Source organism: Enterobacter sp. DC4 (assembly GCF_000568095.1).
GTDB lineage: Bacteria > Pseudomonadota > Gammaproteobacteria > Enterobacterales > Enterobacteriaceae > Enterobacter > Enterobacter pseudoroggenkampii.
Window position 1 is genome coordinate 483273 of record NZ_AZUB01000001.1, and the last position, 14182, is coordinate 497454.

Consider the following 14182-nt stretch of genomic DNA (forward strand, 5'->3'; position numbering starts at 1 on the left):
TGTTATCCTGACATTTTCGAAATGGACGAGTGAAACGAATGAGTGAGCATGGTGGTAACGTTCTGGAAACGGGGCTGCAGTTGGGGATCGATCCCGAGCTGCTGGTGGACTTTAGCGCGAACATCAATCCGTTAGGGCTGCCCGATCGCGTCAGGTCGCTCATTGTGTCCCATCTGGATATCATCATGCAGTACCCGGACGTTGAATACCGCCATCTTCATCAGGCGCTAGCCATCGCCAGCCGGTGTGACTATGACCAGACGATTGCCGGGAATGGCGAAACGGAGCTGATCTATGGCCTGGTGCGAACGCTTGCCCCTCGCCGGGCGATGCTGCTGGTACCGGGCTTCGCCGAATATCGCCGGGCATTACAGCTGCAGGGTTGCGAGATAATTGACTATGCGCTGAGTGAGCAGGACGGGTTCCAGGTGGATGTTTCCATACTGGACGCCGTTCGCGCGCACAGGCCCGATTGCCTGTTTATCGCGACGCCAAACAACCCTACCGGACTCATGCCTGATGCCGGTCTTCTCGACCGGCTGGCCTCGCTGTGCGAATCGCTGCAGATTGCGCTGATTGTGGATGAGGCGTTCATCGATTTTCTGCCGCAGGGCTCCACGCTGGCGCCGCGGCTGGCGGAGTCACGCTATCTTTACCTGCTGCGATCCCTGACCAAGTTTTTTGCTATTCCCGGGCTGCGCCTTGGGTATCTGCTGAGCGGCAATACGCAAACCATTCACCAGCTGAAACGCACCCGTGAGCCCTGGTCCGTGAATGCCTTCTCGGCGCTTGTGGGGCAACATTTGCTGTCGGATGAGGACTATATTGCTCGCAGCCACGCCTTTATCGCCCGGGAGCGGGATTTCCTGTGGCAGGCGATGGCGCGCTTTTCATCGCTGGCGGTCTGGAAGCCGCAGGCCAACTTTATTTTCTTCCGCTGTCTGCGTCCGGGTTTCGACCTGAAGGCGGCGCTGCTCGGCCATCACATCCTTATCCGCCACTGCGAAAACTATCCAGGGCTCGATCGCGACTACTACCGGATTGCCGTGCGTACCGAGGCGGAGAACCGTCGGTTTATTGACGCGCTGACTCACGTTTTACAAGGCTAGGGCGATGGACTATTTCCCGATTTTTTGCAACCTGAAGGGGAAACGCTGCCTGATCGTCGGTGGCGGGCAGGTGGCAACGCATAAGGCGAAGGGGCTGCTGGCGGCCGGGGCTGTGCTGCATCTGGTTGCGCCCACCCTGACGCCGGAACTCGCCAGCCTGCACGCGAGCGGTGACATCGAGTGGTTTCCGGTGATGTTTTCGCCGCAGTATCTGCAATCGTGCTGGCTGGTCATTGCCGCGACCAGCGATCCGCAGGTGAACCGTCAGGTCGCCGCGGCCGCCAGCGCGGAGCGTATCTTTTGCAATGTCACGGACGACCCTTCGGCTGCCACCTTTATCTCACCGGCCATAATCGACCATTCGCCGGTCATTATTGCGCTGAGCTGCGGGGGCAACGCGCCGGTGTACAGCAAGATCCTCAAAGCGCATGTCGCCGCCCACCTTCCTCCGGGCATGCGGGAAAGCGTGCGCCTGGCGGGGACGCTGCGTGAACAAATTAATAGCGCATGCGGTGACCGGGAGCGCAAGCGTGCATTTTGGGCCGCGTTCTTCCGGCATGCTCCGCTGCAACAGGCTTTAGCGCAGGAGCACGAGCAAGAGGTCAGGCAGCAGGTCGAGTGGCTCATTCAGCACAGGCTGCTGTCAGAGTAGCGTCACGCCGCCTTTTACCATCCGCAGCAGGTGTTGTTCAGGCCAGTGGCGGGTGAGCTGTTTTTTTACCAGCAGCCATTTCACATAATCGACATCGTCTTTATTTCTGTCCAGCATCAGACCCACGACGCTGCCGCTGTGCGCCACGTTCACCCCGTAAATATCGCACTCCTCCACCAGTGAGAGCAGTGCGTCAAAATCCGGTTTAGGCAACAGCGTCTGGCTGGCGATGGCGCTGAGGGTGGCCGCTTCGCCCATCCGATAAGGGTTTTGCGTTATGCAGGACTCCTGGACTTTTCCCCACGCGCGTTCCAGCGCTGGCGCACCGGCCAGTAGCCCCGCCTGACGCGGGATGCGGTGGTAATCTGCCGTACGCAGCGTTTGCGGACTTTCCAGAACGAGCAGGTCGAGAGCGGGCTGGGCGTTGCAGGCGATCTGCGTGGAAGCGTCGTTATGATCGAAAAGGGTCAACTGGCGAAACACGGTGCTGTCGGTGGGTTCGAGCGAAACGCAAAGCGTTGCCAGCGTGCTTTCGTCGAGCTGACGCCCCAGATGGTGGGCGGTGGCGACGGCGGTGGCGGCAATATCCGCGGTGCTGCTGGCCATCCCTTTGGCAACCGGGATGGTCGAGTGCACGTCAATGCGGATATCCTGGCTTAGCTGCGCCGGATAGTGCCAGTGCTGCAACAATCGCTCGACCATCGCGCGCGAGAGCGGGCGTTCATCCGCCACGGGTGAGCCGTGGCTCACCTCAACGGTGCTGTACCATTCGACAGGGCAGGAGACCAGCTTCTCACTGCCCAAAATCCAGCCCTGGATAAGCTCACCGCACGACGCGGGGCATTGCGCAACAGCCACGTTTCCACCTTACTGGTCAGAAATTTCTGGAGCATAGTGTCATGAGGATATTCCTCTTACCTTGATATACCGCAAATTCCGACCTGGATAGCCTCCATATTATTTTGCGATCCTGCTGAACGCGTAATGCATCAATGAAATCACACTGACTTACGTTGGGCAGCAATATTATGTTTTTGCCAGGCTTTAATATCCTGATGAATTTTGATCACAATAAAATGAAAAAATATCAAGTGGTGCAATAACTTGTCATAGAACAATAAATATTGAGATTTTAAGCGTGATTATCTTTGCTTTTTATTTTTTGTGATAAAACGTTGAGTTATTGAGAAAGGCGTCAATTATTCTGGCGCCACGTTTTACTCAGCATGGTTTTCATTTGTGGTTAAGTATTTGCCTAAGGTGAATTGAAGCGCCGCAAATAGCATTGCTGTTTTGAGAACGAACTCTTTCTCATAATGTAAGCCGACAGGTTTTGCCACATTTGTGGCAGGGAAGGGGGTGACAATCCCCCGCAGCCCCCGCTGCTGTGATGCTGACGACCCCGTAATGACCACTGATCGCGAGATTGGGAAGGACGGGCGAGGAAGACGCTAAGCCAGAAGACCTGCCTGTCGGGAACGTTCAACAACTTCGGTGGGAAGTGGGTTGTACTGATGCATCATACAGTCGAAAGACTGGGACGACGTGTATCTATACCTCCCAACCACCCTGGACAGGATCGGGGTCATGGCGGCAAAGCAGTACGCGTTTGTTCTGGCAGGTACCGGAAGCGGTTGTGGTAAAACCACAGTGACGCTCGGCCTGCTGAGTCTGTTAAAACAGCGTGGATTACGCGTCCAGCCGTATAAAGTGGGCCCTGACTATCTTGATACCGGCTGGCATACCAAAGTCAGCGGCACCTCCTCCCGCAACCTCGACAGCTTCATGCTTCCTGAGCCAATACTCAACGCGCTGTTTTGCGAGCATATGCAGCAGGCGGATATCGCGGTCATTGAAGGCGTGATGGGGCTGTATGACGGCTACGGCACCGATCCGAACTATTGCAGCACCGCCGCGATGGCAAAACAGCTGGGCTGTCCGGTGGTTCTGCTGGTGGACGGCAAGGCGGTTTCTACGTCGATTGCCGCGACCGTAATGGGCTTTCAGCGGTTCGATCCTACCCTCAGTATTGCCGGGGTGATTGTCAATCGCGTCAACAGCGAATCACATTATCAGCTGCTCAAAACGGCCATTGAGCACTACTGCACGCTACCCGTCCTGGGCTATGTGCCGCACGTTGAGGGCGTCGGTTTGCCCGAGCGCCATCTTGGGTTGGTCACCGCCCGGGAGTCGGCCGCGGACCCGCAGACCTGGCAAAATTTTGCCGCCATTCTCGAACGTACGCTGGATATCGAACAACTTCTCGCGCTCAGCCAGATGGCGTCGCTGCCGCAGGGCGCCTGGCCCGCGCGCCCTGACGGGGACGCCGGGCGCGGGTTAACGCTCGCGATGGCCGATGACGAGGCCTTCAACTTCTATTACCCGGATAACATCACGCTGCTTGAACGTACCGGGGTCGACATTATCCGCTTTAGCCCGCTACGCGATAGCCGCTTACCTGACTGCCAGATGGTCTGGCTCGGGGGCGGTTACCCGGAGCTGCATGCGGCACGGCTTGCGGAAAACACCGCGATGCTCGCCAGCCTGCGGGAGGCGCACCGGCGCGGGGTGGCGATCTACGCCGAGTGCGGTGGGCTGATGTACCTCGGCAACACGCTGGAAGATAGCGAGGGGGGCACCCACCGGATGGCCAATATTATCCCCGGCCACAGCAGGATGGGTAAACGGCTGACCCGTTTTGGCTATTGTGAGGCGCAGGCGCGCCAGCCCACGCTGCTGGCCGATAGCGGGGAGGTGCTGCGTGGGCATGAGTTTCACTATTCCGACTTCTCCCCCCAAACCCCTGCGGTACTGGCGTGCCGAAAAGTGCGTGATGGCGTGACGATGCAGGAATGGGCGGGTGGCTGGCAGGTTGGCAACACGTTCGCAAGCTACCTGCACCTCCACTTTGCCCAACGCCCCACGATGCTCAGCCGCTGGCTGACGGCGGCGAGGGGGGCGCTATGACCCTGATGGCATGGTGCGTCGCGTGGTTGCTCGATGTCATCATCGGCGACCCGCAACACTGGCCGCATCCGGTGCGCTGGATAGGCAACCTGATCAATGCGGTGCAGCGGGGTGTTCGCCGCTGCTGCCATAGCGACGCGGCGTTACGCATTGGCGGCGGCGTCATGTGGCTGGCCGTCGTGGGGCTGACCTGGGGCATAGCCTGGGGCGTGCTGGCGTTCGGACGGTGGGTGCATCCCTGGCTGAGCTGGGCGATTGAGGTGTGGATGATGTTTACCGTGCTGGCCGGGCGCAGTCTGGCAAACGCCGCGCGGGACGTTGAACGCCCGCTGCGGGCAGGCGATCTTGATGAAAGCCGCGAAAAGCTCTCCTGGATAGTGGGGCGCGATACCTCTCAGCTTCAGCCGGAACAGATCAACCGGGCGGTGGTGGAGACCGTCGCGGAGAACACGGTCGACGGCGTTATCGCCCCGCTGTTCTTCCTCCTGCTGGGCGGCGCGCCGCTGGCGATGGCCTATAAGGCGGTGAATACCCTCGATTCAATGGTGGGCTACAAGCATGAAAAATACCGCGCGATCGGCATGGTCAGCGCCCGTATGGATGACGTGGCGAACGCTATCCCCGCGCGCCTGAGCTGGCTCTTGCTGAGCGTTGCGGCGTGGCTATGCCGCGAGGATCCCTCCCGCGCGCTGCGCGTCGGCTGGCGCGACCGCTATAACCACAGCAGCCCCAACTGCGCGTGGGCTGAAGCGACGGTTGCCGGTGCGCTGGGCATCCGGCTTGGCGGACCCAACACCTATTTTGGCCAGCGCGTGGAAAAGCCGTGGATCGGCGACGCGCTGCGCCCGATTGCGGTAGACGACATTTCCCGAACGATTCGACTGATGTGGGTTTCCTCCACCCTGGCGCTGGCGCTGTTTATCGCAGCACGCTGGCTGATGGCTGGCGTGGCCTGAGGAGAATAAAAAATGCAATACATCCAGCAACCCCAGGCGATTGAAGCCAAAAGTTTCGACATCATTGGCGAGATCGTTCGCGAAACGCGGCCAGAGTACCGGTTCGCCAGCCCGCTGCATGAGGCGATCGTCAAGCGGGTGATCCATACCACCGCAGATTTCGACTGGCTGGATATTCTCTGGTTTTCAGATGACGCGCTGGAGCAGCTTTGCGCGGCGCTCCGTCGCCCGTCCGTTATCTATACCGATACCACGATGGCGCTCTCCGGGATCAACAAAACGCTGCTGTCCACATTCGGGGGCGAATGCCGCTGCTATATCAGCGACCCGCGGGTGGTGGCGCAGGCAAAGACCCAGGGAATCACCCGCTCGATGGCGGCCGTGGATATCGCGGTGACGGAAGAGAGCGAGAAGATCTTCGTCTTTGGCAATGCGCCCACGGCGCTGTTTCGCCTGCTTGAGCATGATGTTGCCGTCAGCGGCGTGGTGGGCGTCCCGGTGGGGTTTGTGGGGGCGGCGGAATCGAAAGAGGCGCTGACGCACAGCCATCTGCCCGCGATTGCGGCACTCGGGCGCAAAGGCGGCAGCAATGTGGCGGCGGCGATTGTGAACGCCATGCTCTATTACCTGCAGGGGGCGCGATGAGCGATTCCACCTTCGATGCCCCGGTATGGCATAACGGGAAGGCATTACGTAAAGGCTACACCACCGGCTCCTGCGCGACCGCGGCAGCGAAAGTCGCCGCACTGATGGTGCTGCGCCAGCACCTGATTCATCAGGTTTCCATTGTGACACCCTCCGGCGTCACGCTGTGTCTGAACGTGGAATCGCCGCACATTGAAGGGCAGCAGGCGATTGCGGCCATCCGCAAAGACGGCGGTGATGATGTTGACGCCACCCACGGCATGCTGATTTTCGCCCGCGTGACGCTCAACGACAGCGGCGAGATTACGCTGGCGGGCGGCGAGGGCGTGGGGACCGTGACGCGCAAAGGCATTGGCCTGCCCATCGGCAGCGCGGCGATCAACCGCACGCCGCGTCACACCATTGAGTCCGCCGTGCGCGAGGCGATTGGCCCGACGCGCGGGGCCGACGTGGAAATCTTCGCCCCTGAAGGCGAAGAGCGGGCGCAGAAAACCTACAACTCACGCCTCGGGATCCTGGGCGGTATTTCGATCATCGGCACCACCGGCATTGTCACGCCAATGTCAGAGGAGAGCTGGAAACGCTCGCTTTCTCTGGAGCTGGAGATTAAACGCGCGGCCGGGCTGGAGCGGGTCGTGCTGGTGCCGGGCAATCATGGCGAGCGCTTTGTGCGCGAGCAGATGGGCATTGATCAAGATGTCGTGGTCACCATGAGCAACTTTGTTGGCTACATGATCGAAGAGGCGGTGCGGCTGGGGTTTCGCCAGATAGTGCTGGTCGGCCATCCCGGCAAGCTCATCAAAATTGCCGCCGGGATATTCCACACCCACAGCCATATCGCCGATGCGCGCATGGAAACGCTGGTGGCGCATTTGGCGCTGCTCGGTGCGCCGCTGGAATTACTCACCGTCGTCAGCGAATGCGATACCACCGAAGCGGCGATGGAACACATCGAAACCTGGGGTTTTCAGGCGCTTTACAGCCATCTCGCCGAACGGATCTGCCTGCGCGTAATGCAGATGCTGCGCTTTACCAAAAATCCGCCGACCTGTGACGCCATTCTGTTTTCCTTTGATAACCAGGTGCTGGGCAGCAACCGCCCGGTCGAGGCGATTGCCCGGGCGCTGCAATGTTAACGGTCGTGGGAATGGGGCCTGCGGGATTGCGCCTGATGACGCCCGCCGCGCGTGAAGCTATCGATCGCGCCGAGGCGCTGGTCGGCGGAAAACGCCATCTGCTGCAGTTCCCGGCGTTTTGCGGCGAGACGTTTGTCCTGGGGGCCAACATTCCGGCGCTGCTGGCCTGGGTTGAGGCGCGTCAGGAGAAAAAGGTGGTGATTGTGGCCTCTGGCGATCCGCTCTTTTACGGCATCGGATCGCGGATGGTGGCGCATTTCGGTATGGCGCGCGTGCGCATTATTCCCGGCATCAGCGCGGTGCAGTACCTGTGCGCGCAGGCGGGCATTGATATGAATGAGATGTGGCTCACCAGCAGCCATGGCCGCAGCGTGAATGTTGACGAGCTGGCACGGCATCGCAAAGTGGCGATGGTCACCGATAGCCAGTATGGGCCGAAAGAGATTGCCGCGCAGCTGGTGGCGCGCGGGAAGGGCCATCGCTGGATGGTGATTGGTGAAAACCTGGCGATGGAAAATGAACGGATCCACTGGCTGCCCGTCAGTGAGGTCAGTGCCGACTATGAGATGAATGCGGTGGTGATCCTCGATGAAAGATGAACTATTTCTGCGCGGCGAAACGGTGCCGATGACCAAAGAGGCGGTACGCGCGCTGGCCCTCACGAAGCTCGAGCTGCATCGCGCCAGCCACCTGATTGACGTCGGTGCGGGAACCGGGAGCGTGTCGATAGAGGCGGCGCTGCTGTTTCCCTCGCTGCACGTGACGGCCATAGAGCGTAACCCTGCGGCTCTGCAGCTGCTTGCGGAAAATCGCCAGCATTTTGCCTGTCGCAATATCGCGATTTTGCCGGGCGTTGCGCCCTTACCCGTGGCGGATAAGGCCGATGCGGTCTTTATGGGCGGCAGCGGCGGCCATCTGACCTCGCTTATTGACTGGTCCCTGCGCCAGCTACATCCGGGCGGACGTCTGGTGATGACGTTTATCCTGATGGAAAACCTCACTACTGCGCTGGCCCATCTGCAGCAGATCGGCGTCCAGAACATTGATTGCCTGCAAATACAGGTCTCCGCGCTGACCCCGCTCGGCAGCGGTCACTATTTCAAACCGAATAATCCCGTTTTTGTTATCGCCTGTCAGAAGGAAGAACACCATGTCTGAGACGTTTGATTCTCGTTGCGTGTGGTTTGTCGGTGCCGGTCCCGGTGACCGTGAGCTTATCACGCTCAAGGGCTACCGGCTGCTGCTGCAGGCGCAGGTGGTTATCTACGCCGGTTCGCTGATCAATACCGAGCTGCTGGCGTATTGCCCGCAGGGAGCCGAATGCCACGACAGCGCGGAACTCCATTTAGAACAGATAATCGACCTGATGGCGGCGGGCGTGAAGGCCGGAAAAACGGTGGTACGTTTGCAGACCGGGGATGTCTCGCTCTACGGCTCCGTCCGCGAGCAGGGCGAAGAGCTGACCAAACGGGGCATTGCCTGGCAGGTGGTGCCCGGCGTCAGCGCTTTCCTCGGCGCCGCGGCGGAGCTTGGGGTGGAATACACCGTCCCTGAAGTCTCGCAGAGCCTGATTATTACCCGCCTCGAAGGCCGCACGCCGGTGCCGGAACGTGAACAGCTGGAGTCATTTGCCAGCCATCAAACCTCCATGGCGATTTATCTCTCGGTCCAGCGTATTCACCGGGTGGCGGAACGCCTGATTGAAGGCGGTTATCCGGCCACCACGCCCGTTGCCGTCATTTATAAAGCGACCTGGCCGGAAAGCCACACCGTACGCGGCACGCTGGCGGATATCGCCGACAAAGTACGCGAGGCGGGGATCCGCAAAACGGCGCTCATTCTGGTTGGGAAGTTCCTGGGCGAGGAGTATCACTACTCAAAACTCTATGCCGCGGATTTTAGCCATGAATACCGTAAAGCCTGAGCCCATCGCGCTGTTTTGCCTGACGCCGGGCGGCGTGCAGCTGGCGAAGCGTCTGGCGGCAATGCTGCCGGTCACCTGCTTTACCAGCGAGGGCCTGCGGGAAGAGGGCTTTATCTCCTTCGACGGCGGCTTTGCCCCGGCGGTGCGCGAGGCGTTCACCCGCTACCCGGCGCTGATTTTTATCGGCGCCACCGGCATTGCGGTGCGCGTTCTGGCGCCACTCATCCACGACAAACTGAGCGACCCGGCGGTAGTGGTGATCGACGAGCGTGGGCAGCACGTGATTAGCCTGCTTTCCGGCCATGCTGGCGGGGCGAATGCGCTGACCCGCTATCTGGCGGAAATGCTGGGGGCGGATCCGGTGATTACCACCGCCACGGACGTCAACGAGATGGCCGCGCTGGATACCCTTGCCTTCCAGCTGAATGCCCGAATGCGCGATTTCCGAACGACGGTGAAAATCGTCAACCAGATGCTGGTGAGCCATCAGCGGGTAGGGCTGTGGTGGGATGCGGAACTCGACGACGACGTCAGTCAGTGCGATCGGCGCGGGTTTATCACCGTGAGCGACCTGCAGCACCTCCCGGAACTGGATGCGCTGGTGTGTATTACGCTGCGCAACGCGCTGCCGGAACTGCCGTTACCGCACTGGACGCTGGTTCCCCAGCGGGTCGTGGCGGGCATCGGCTGTCGACGCGACACGCCGTATCCGCTGCTGGCGACCCTGTTGATGCGCCAGCTTGCGGCGCAGCAGTTCGATCCGCTGGCGCTGAAAGCGATTGGCAGCGTCTCCCTTAAAAAAGACGAAGCGGGCCTGCTTCAGCTTGCCGCCTGCTGGGGTGTGCCGTTTGAAACCTTTACCGCTGACGCGCTGCGTGAGCACGAACACCGCTTTCCGACTTCACCGTTTGTACGCCAGACGGTTGGGGTGGGGAGCGTCTCGGGACCGGCAGCGTGGCTGCTGAGCCATGGGCAACTACGAGGAGAAACCCTGCGCGAACAGGGCGTCACTATCACTTTGGGAGTTTCACACTGATGTTAACCGTAATTGGAATCGGCCCGGGCTCGCAGGCCATGATGACCATGGAAGCCGTAGACGCGCTGCAGGCGGCAGAAATCATCGTTGGCTACAAAACCTATACCCATCTGGTGAAGGCCTTCACCGGCGACAAACAGGTGATCAAAACCGGGATGTGCAAAGAGATTGAACGCTGTCAGGCGGCGATCGAGCTGGCGCAGGCCGGGCATAACGTCGCGCTTATCAGCAGCGGCGACGCCGGTATTTATGGCATGGCGGGGCTGGTGCTGGAACTGGTCAGCAAACAGAAGCTGGACGTTGAGGTTCGCCTGATCCCCGGGATGACGGCCAGTATCGCCGCCGCGTCTCTGCTTGGCGCGCCGCTGATGCACGATTTTTGCCACATCAGCTTAAGCGATCTGCTGACGCCGTGGCCGGTCATTGAAAAACGCATTGTTGCTGCGGGAGAAGCGGACTTCGTCATCTGTTTCTATAACCCACGCAGCCGGGGTCGCGAGGGCCATCTGGCACGGGCGTTTGAGCTGCTGTCCGCCAGCAAAAGCCCGCAAACGCCGGTAGGGGTAGTGAAGTCTGCCGGGCGCAAAAAGCAGGAGAAGTGGCTGACCACGCTGGGCGACATGGACTTTGAGCCGGTCGATATGACAAGCCTGGTGATCGTCGGAAATAAGGCCACTTACGTTCAGGAGGGGCTGATGATCACACCCCGGGGCTATATGCTGTGAACTATGGCGACGTGCTGGTCATGGGCGGCACCAGCGATGCCCGCGCGATCTGCCAGCAGCTGGATGCGGCCGGCGTGGCCTACACCCTGTCGGTGGCGACGGCCACCGGGCAGCGGCTGGCGGGCGACATTAACGGCCGGGTGCGCTGTGGCCGCCTGGAGCAGCAGCAGATGGTTAACTGGCTTGCGCAAAACAGGACCCGCTGGGTGATTGACGCTTCGCATCCCTACGCTGAGGTGGTCAGCCGCAACATCCTGGCGGCCTGTGAAACGGTGGGCGTGTTGCTTAGCCGCTATCAGCGCCCCGAACAGCTCAGCGAGCTGACGCATCCGCTGCTCTACAGCGTGCCGGGCATAGAAGAGGCCTGCGACATCGCGCGGCGGCTGGGCGAACGCGTGCTGTTGACCACCGGCAGTAAAGATCTGGCGCGCTGGCGCGCCGGGCTGCCGGAGAAAACGCTGCTGGCCCGGGTGCTGCCGGTGCCCGAGGTCCTTGAGCAATGCGCCGGGCTTGGCTTTGGCGTTACCGAGATCTTCGCGATGTGCGGGCCATTCAGCGCTGAGTTTAACGCGGCGTTTTATCGCCAGTGCCGGGCTGACGTGATGATCACCAAAGCGTCCGGTGCGGAAGGCGGCTATCGGGAAAAGGTTCAACCCTGTCTGGATGCGGGCATCCCCTGCATCGTGATTACACGCCCGGCGCCGCTGGTGACGGGAGAGGAGTTACTGGAAAGTCAGGCCGCATTCGCCGGGCGCTTAGCCCGCTGGCTGGCCGCTGATTAAGGAGTTAGAGATGAAAAAGGCGCTTCTGGTGGTCAGCTTTGGTACCAGCTACCACGATACCTGCGAGAAAAACATTGTGGCCTGCGAGCGTGCGCTGGCGGAAAGCTGCCCTGACCGCGAGTTGTTTCGGGCATTCACCTCCGGGATGATCATTCGCAAGCTCAAACAGCGTGACGGCATTGAGATCGATACGCCCCTGCAGGCGCTGAAAAAGCTTGCGGCTCAGGGATATCAGGACGTGGCGATCCAGTCCCTGCACATCATCAACGGCGATGAGTACGAGAAAATCGTCCGTGAAGTGCAGAGCCTGCGCCCGCTGTTTACCCGCCTGACGCTGGGGGTACCGCTGCTGAGCAGCCACGACGATTACGCGCAGCTGATGTGCGCCTTGCAACAGCAGATGCCGACGCTTGGGGCCACGGAAAAAGTGGTGTTTATGGGCCACGGCGCCAGCCATCACGCCTTTGCGGCCTATGCCTGCCTCGACCACATGATGATGGCCCAGGGCTTCCCGGCCCGCGTCGGCGCGGTGGAGAGCTATCCGGAAGTCGACATCCTGATTGAGAGCCTCTGTAAACAAGGCGTCACCGCCGTGCATCTGATGCCGCTGATGCTGGTGGCGGGCGATCACGCCATTAACGATATGGCCTCTGATGACGAGGACTCCTGGAAGACGCTGTTTAACGCTGCCGGGATCCCGGCAACGCCGTGGCTGAGCGGGCTGGGCGAAAACCCGGCGGTGCGCGCGATGTTCGTCGCCCATTTACAGCAGGCGCTGAGCGTGGCGATGGAGGAGGCAGCATGAGCGGCAAACTGTACGCCCTCAGTACCGGTCCGGGCGCGTCGGACCTTATCACCGTGCGCGCCTCACGGATCCTCGGTTCGCTGGATATTCTCTACGCCCCGGCGGGACGAAAAGGGGGCGACAGTCTGGCGCTTTCTATCGTTCGTGAATATGTCGGTGAGCAGACTGAAATCCGCTGCTGCCACTTTCCCATGAGCGCCGACAGCGCTGAAAAGGAGGCGGTGTGGGATGCGGTGGCCGACGCGTTAGTAACGGAGGTGAACAACGGAAAGCTGGTTGGCTTTATCACCCTGGGCGACGCGATGCTGTTCAGTACCTGGGTGTTCTTACTTCAGCGCATCGGCAGCCCGGACTGGCTGGAGATTGTGCCCGGCGTGACGTCGTTTGCCGCGATTGCCGCGCGATCCAAAACGCCGCTGGCGATGGAACAGCAGTCGCTGGCGGTGATCGCATGCACCGCGCCGGAAGCGGAGATTGCGCAGGCGCTGCAGCAGCACGACAGCCTGGTGCTGATGAAGGTCTATGGCCGGTTTGCGCGCATCAAAGCGCTGCTGACGCAGGCCGGGCTGCTGAACTGCGCGCTGATGATGTCAGAAGCCACGCTCCCCGGTGAGCAGTGCTGGCGGCATCTGGATGAGGTTGCTGACGACCAGCCGTTACCCTATTTCTCGACCATTCTGGTCAACAAACAGTGGGAGTATGCGCAATGAAACTCGAACAACAGCTTAAACAGCTGTCATTAAGTGGCCTGGCGGCGGCGCTATTGCTGATGGTGGTGCCGGAGCAGGCGTTCGCGATGCACATCATGGAAGGCTTTTTACCGCCCATGTGGGCGCTGGCGTGGTGGCTGATCTTCTTACCGTGTCTGTGGTATGGACTGGTGCGCCTGCGCCGTATCGTGCAGGAGGATAGCCACCAGAAAGTGCTGCTGGCGCTCTGCGGGGCGTTTATTTTCGTGCTGTCGGCGCTGAAGATCCCCTCGGTGACCGGCAGTTGCTCGCATCCGACCGGCGTGGGGCTCGCCGTGATTCTGTTCGGGCCGGGCGTCGTCGCCATTCTCGGCGCCATCGTGCTGCTGTTTCAGGCGCTGCTGCTGGCGCACGGCGGGTTAACCACGCTTGGCGCGAACGGCATGTCGATGGCGCTGATTGGCCCGGTTGTCGGGTACATGGTGTGGAAAATGGCCTGCCGTGCCGGGCTCCGTCGTGACGTCGGGGTATTTTTGTGCGCGATGCTGGCGGATCTGGTGACCTATTTTGTCACCTCAGTCCAGCTTGGCGCGGCATTCCCGGACCCGGCGACGGGTGCCGCGGGCTCGATTGTGAAATTCATGGGCATTTTCTGCCTGACGCAGATCCCCATCGCCATCGCGGAGGGACTGTTAACCGTCATGATTTATGACCAGTTGACCAAACGTCAGCTGATTACCGCACAAGGACACTGAG

16 protein-coding genes and 1 riboswitch are annotated in these 14182 nt (G+C 60.5%); of the genes, 15 read left to right on the forward strand and 1 reads right to left on the reverse strand.

Annotated elements, in window-relative coordinates; genetic code table 11:
* Positions 1–38 precede the first annotated feature (38 nt).
* Positions 39–1109, forward strand: coding sequence for a threonine-phosphate decarboxylase CobD (gene cobD / locus P349_RS21735; protein ID WP_032649079.1), 1071 nt, complete (start codon positions 39–41; stop codon positions 1107–1109).
* A gap of 4 nt (positions 1110–1113) precedes the next feature.
* Positions 1114–1761, forward strand: a complete 648-nt coding sequence (locus P349_RS21730) for a precorrin-2 dehydrogenase/sirohydrochlorin ferrochelatase family protein (protein ID WP_032649077.1) — start codon at positions 1114–1116, stop codon at positions 1759–1761.
* Here the strand turns inward: P349_RS21730 and P349_RS21725 are convergent.
* Positions 1753–2619 carry a GHMP family kinase ATP-binding protein gene (locus tag P349_RS21725; protein WP_032649075.1) on the reverse strand — a complete coding sequence of 289 codons (867 nt, stop codon included), beginning with the start codon at positions 2617–2619 and terminating at the stop codon, positions 1753–1755. The genes P349_RS21730 and P349_RS21725 overlap by 9 nt on opposite strands.
* Positions 2620–3072: 453 nt before the next feature.
* Positions 3073–3248: riboswitch (cobalamin riboswitch) on the forward strand.
* A gap of 100 nt (positions 3249–3348) precedes the next feature.
* Here P349_RS21725 and P349_RS21720 point away from each other — a divergent pair.
* The 13 genes from P349_RS21720 to cbiM are packed head-to-tail and all read left to right on the forward strand — an operon-like array spanning position 3349 to position 14181.
* Complete coding sequence (locus P349_RS21720; RefSeq protein WP_032649073.1) at positions 3349–4728, forward strand: cobyrinate a,c-diamide synthase; 1380 nt, start codon at positions 3349–3351, stop codon at positions 4726–4728.
* Entirely contained in the window at positions 4725–5684 is a 960-nt protein-coding gene (gene cbiB / locus P349_RS21715; protein WP_032649071.1) for an adenosylcobinamide-phosphate synthase CbiB, read from the forward strand. Before P349_RS21720 ends, cbiB begins: the two co-directional genes overlap by 4 nt.
* A 12-nt stretch (positions 5685–5696) precedes the next feature.
* Positions 5697–6329, forward strand: coding sequence for a cobalt-precorrin-8 methylmutase (locus P349_RS21710; protein ID WP_032649068.1), 633 nt, complete (start codon positions 5697–5699; stop codon positions 6327–6329).
* Positions 6326–7465, forward strand: a complete 1140-nt coding sequence (gene cbiD / locus P349_RS21705; RefSeq protein WP_032649066.1) for a cobalt-precorrin-5B (C(1))-methyltransferase CbiD — start codon at positions 6326–6328, stop codon at positions 7463–7465. The genes P349_RS21710 and cbiD overlap by 4 nt, the downstream gene beginning before the upstream one ends.
* Positions 7459–8064: a cobalt-precorrin-7 (C(5))-methyltransferase gene (locus tag P349_RS21700; protein ID WP_032649065.1), complete on the forward strand. Its 606-nt coding sequence runs from the start codon at positions 7459–7461 to the stop codon at positions 8062–8064. The genes cbiD and P349_RS21700 overlap by 7 nt, the downstream gene beginning before the upstream one ends.
* Entirely contained in the window at positions 8054–8623 is a 570-nt protein-coding gene (locus tag P349_RS21695) for a decarboxylating cobalt-precorrin-6B (C(15))-methyltransferase (protein ID WP_032649063.1), read from the forward strand. Before P349_RS21700 ends, P349_RS21695 begins: the two co-directional genes overlap by 11 nt.
* The gene (locus P349_RS21690; RefSeq protein WP_032649061.1) at positions 8616–9389 is read left to right on the forward strand and encodes a cobalt-precorrin-4 methyltransferase; all 774 of its coding nucleotides are present in this window, start codon (positions 8616–8618) and stop codon (positions 9387–9389) included. Before P349_RS21695 ends, P349_RS21690 begins: the two co-directional genes overlap by 8 nt.
* Positions 9370–10425: a cobalt-precorrin 5A hydrolase gene (cbiG, locus tag P349_RS21685; RefSeq protein WP_032649059.1), complete on the forward strand. Its 1056-nt coding sequence runs from the start codon at positions 9370–9372 to the stop codon at positions 10423–10425. Before P349_RS21690 ends, cbiG begins: the two co-directional genes overlap by 20 nt.
* On the forward strand, positions 10425–11150 hold the full coding sequence (locus P349_RS21680) for a precorrin-3B C(17)-methyltransferase (RefSeq protein WP_032649057.1): 726 nt from the start codon (positions 10425–10427) through the stop codon (positions 11148–11150). The genes cbiG and P349_RS21680 overlap by 1 nt, the downstream gene beginning before the upstream one ends.
* The gene (locus P349_RS21675) at positions 11147–11932 is read left to right on the forward strand and encodes a cobalt-precorrin-6A reductase (protein ID WP_032649055.1); all 786 of its coding nucleotides are present in this window, start codon (positions 11147–11149) and stop codon (positions 11930–11932) included. The genes P349_RS21680 and P349_RS21675 overlap by 4 nt, the downstream gene beginning before the upstream one ends.
* A gap of 10 nt (positions 11933–11942) precedes the next feature.
* On the forward strand, positions 11943–12737 hold the full coding sequence (gene cbiK, locus P349_RS21670) for a sirohydrochlorin cobaltochelatase (protein ID WP_032649053.1): 795 nt from the start codon (positions 11943–11945) through the stop codon (positions 12735–12737).
* Complete coding sequence (locus tag P349_RS21665) at positions 12734–13447, forward strand: cobalt-factor II C(20)-methyltransferase (protein WP_032649051.1); 714 nt, start codon at positions 12734–12736, stop codon at positions 13445–13447. Before cbiK ends, P349_RS21665 begins: the two co-directional genes overlap by 4 nt.
* Complete coding sequence (cbiM, locus tag P349_RS21660; RefSeq protein WP_032649049.1) at positions 13444–14181, forward strand: cobalt ECF transporter S component CbiM; 738 nt, start codon at positions 13444–13446, stop codon at positions 14179–14181. Before P349_RS21665 ends, cbiM begins: the two co-directional genes overlap by 4 nt.
* Position 14182: the final 1 nt, after the last annotated feature.

What these genes read in the sequence shown, in the direction of transcription:
- P349_RS21710 (WP_032649068.1), top strand. Translation starts at nt 5,697, where the DNA reads ATGCAATACATCCAGCAACCCCAGGCGATTGAAGCCAAAAGTTTCGAC.
- P349_RS21700 (WP_032649065.1), top strand. Translation starts at nt 7,459, where the DNA reads ATGTTAACGGTCGTGGGAATGGGGCCTGCGGGATTGCGCCTGATGACG.
- P349_RS21665 (WP_032649051.1), top strand. Translation starts at nt 12,734, where the DNA reads ATGAGCGGCAAACTGTACGCCCTCAGTACCGGTCCGGGCGCGTCGGAC.
- cbiK (WP_032649053.1), top strand. Translation starts at nt 11,943, where the DNA reads ATGAAAAAGGCGCTTCTGGTGGTCAGCTTTGGTACCAGCTACCACGAT.
- P349_RS21695 (WP_032649063.1), top strand. Translation starts at nt 8,054, where the DNA reads ATGAAAGATGAACTATTTCTGCGCGGCGAAACGGTGCCGATGACCAAA.
- P349_RS21690 (WP_032649061.1), top strand. Translation starts at nt 8,616, where the DNA reads ATGTCTGAGACGTTTGATTCTCGTTGCGTGTGGTTTGTCGGTGCCGGT.
- P349_RS21680 (WP_032649057.1), top strand. Translation starts at nt 10,425, where the DNA reads ATGTTAACCGTAATTGGAATCGGCCCGGGCTCGCAGGCCATGATGACC.
- cbiB (WP_032649071.1), top strand. Translation starts at nt 4,725, where the DNA reads ATGACCCTGATGGCATGGTGCGTCGCGTGGTTGCTCGATGTCATCATC.
- cbiD (WP_032649066.1), top strand. Translation starts at nt 6,326, where the DNA reads ATGAGCGATTCCACCTTCGATGCCCCGGTATGGCATAACGGGAAGGCA.
- cbiM (WP_032649049.1), top strand. Translation starts at nt 13,444, where the DNA reads ATGAAACTCGAACAACAGCTTAAACAGCTGTCATTAAGTGGCCTGGCG.
- P349_RS21730 (WP_032649077.1), top strand. Translation starts at nt 1,114, where the DNA reads ATGGACTATTTCCCGATTTTTTGCAACCTGAAGGGGAAACGCTGCCTG.
- cobD (WP_032649079.1), top strand. Translation starts at nt 39, where the DNA reads ATGAGTGAGCATGGTGGTAACGTTCTGGAAACGGGGCTGCAGTTGGGG.
- P349_RS21720 (WP_032649073.1), top strand. Translation starts at nt 3,349, where the DNA reads ATGGCGGCAAAGCAGTACGCGTTTGTTCTGGCAGGTACCGGAAGCGGT.
- cbiG (WP_032649059.1), top strand. Translation starts at nt 9,370, where the DNA reads ATGAATACCGTAAAGCCTGAGCCCATCGCGCTGTTTTGCCTGACGCCG.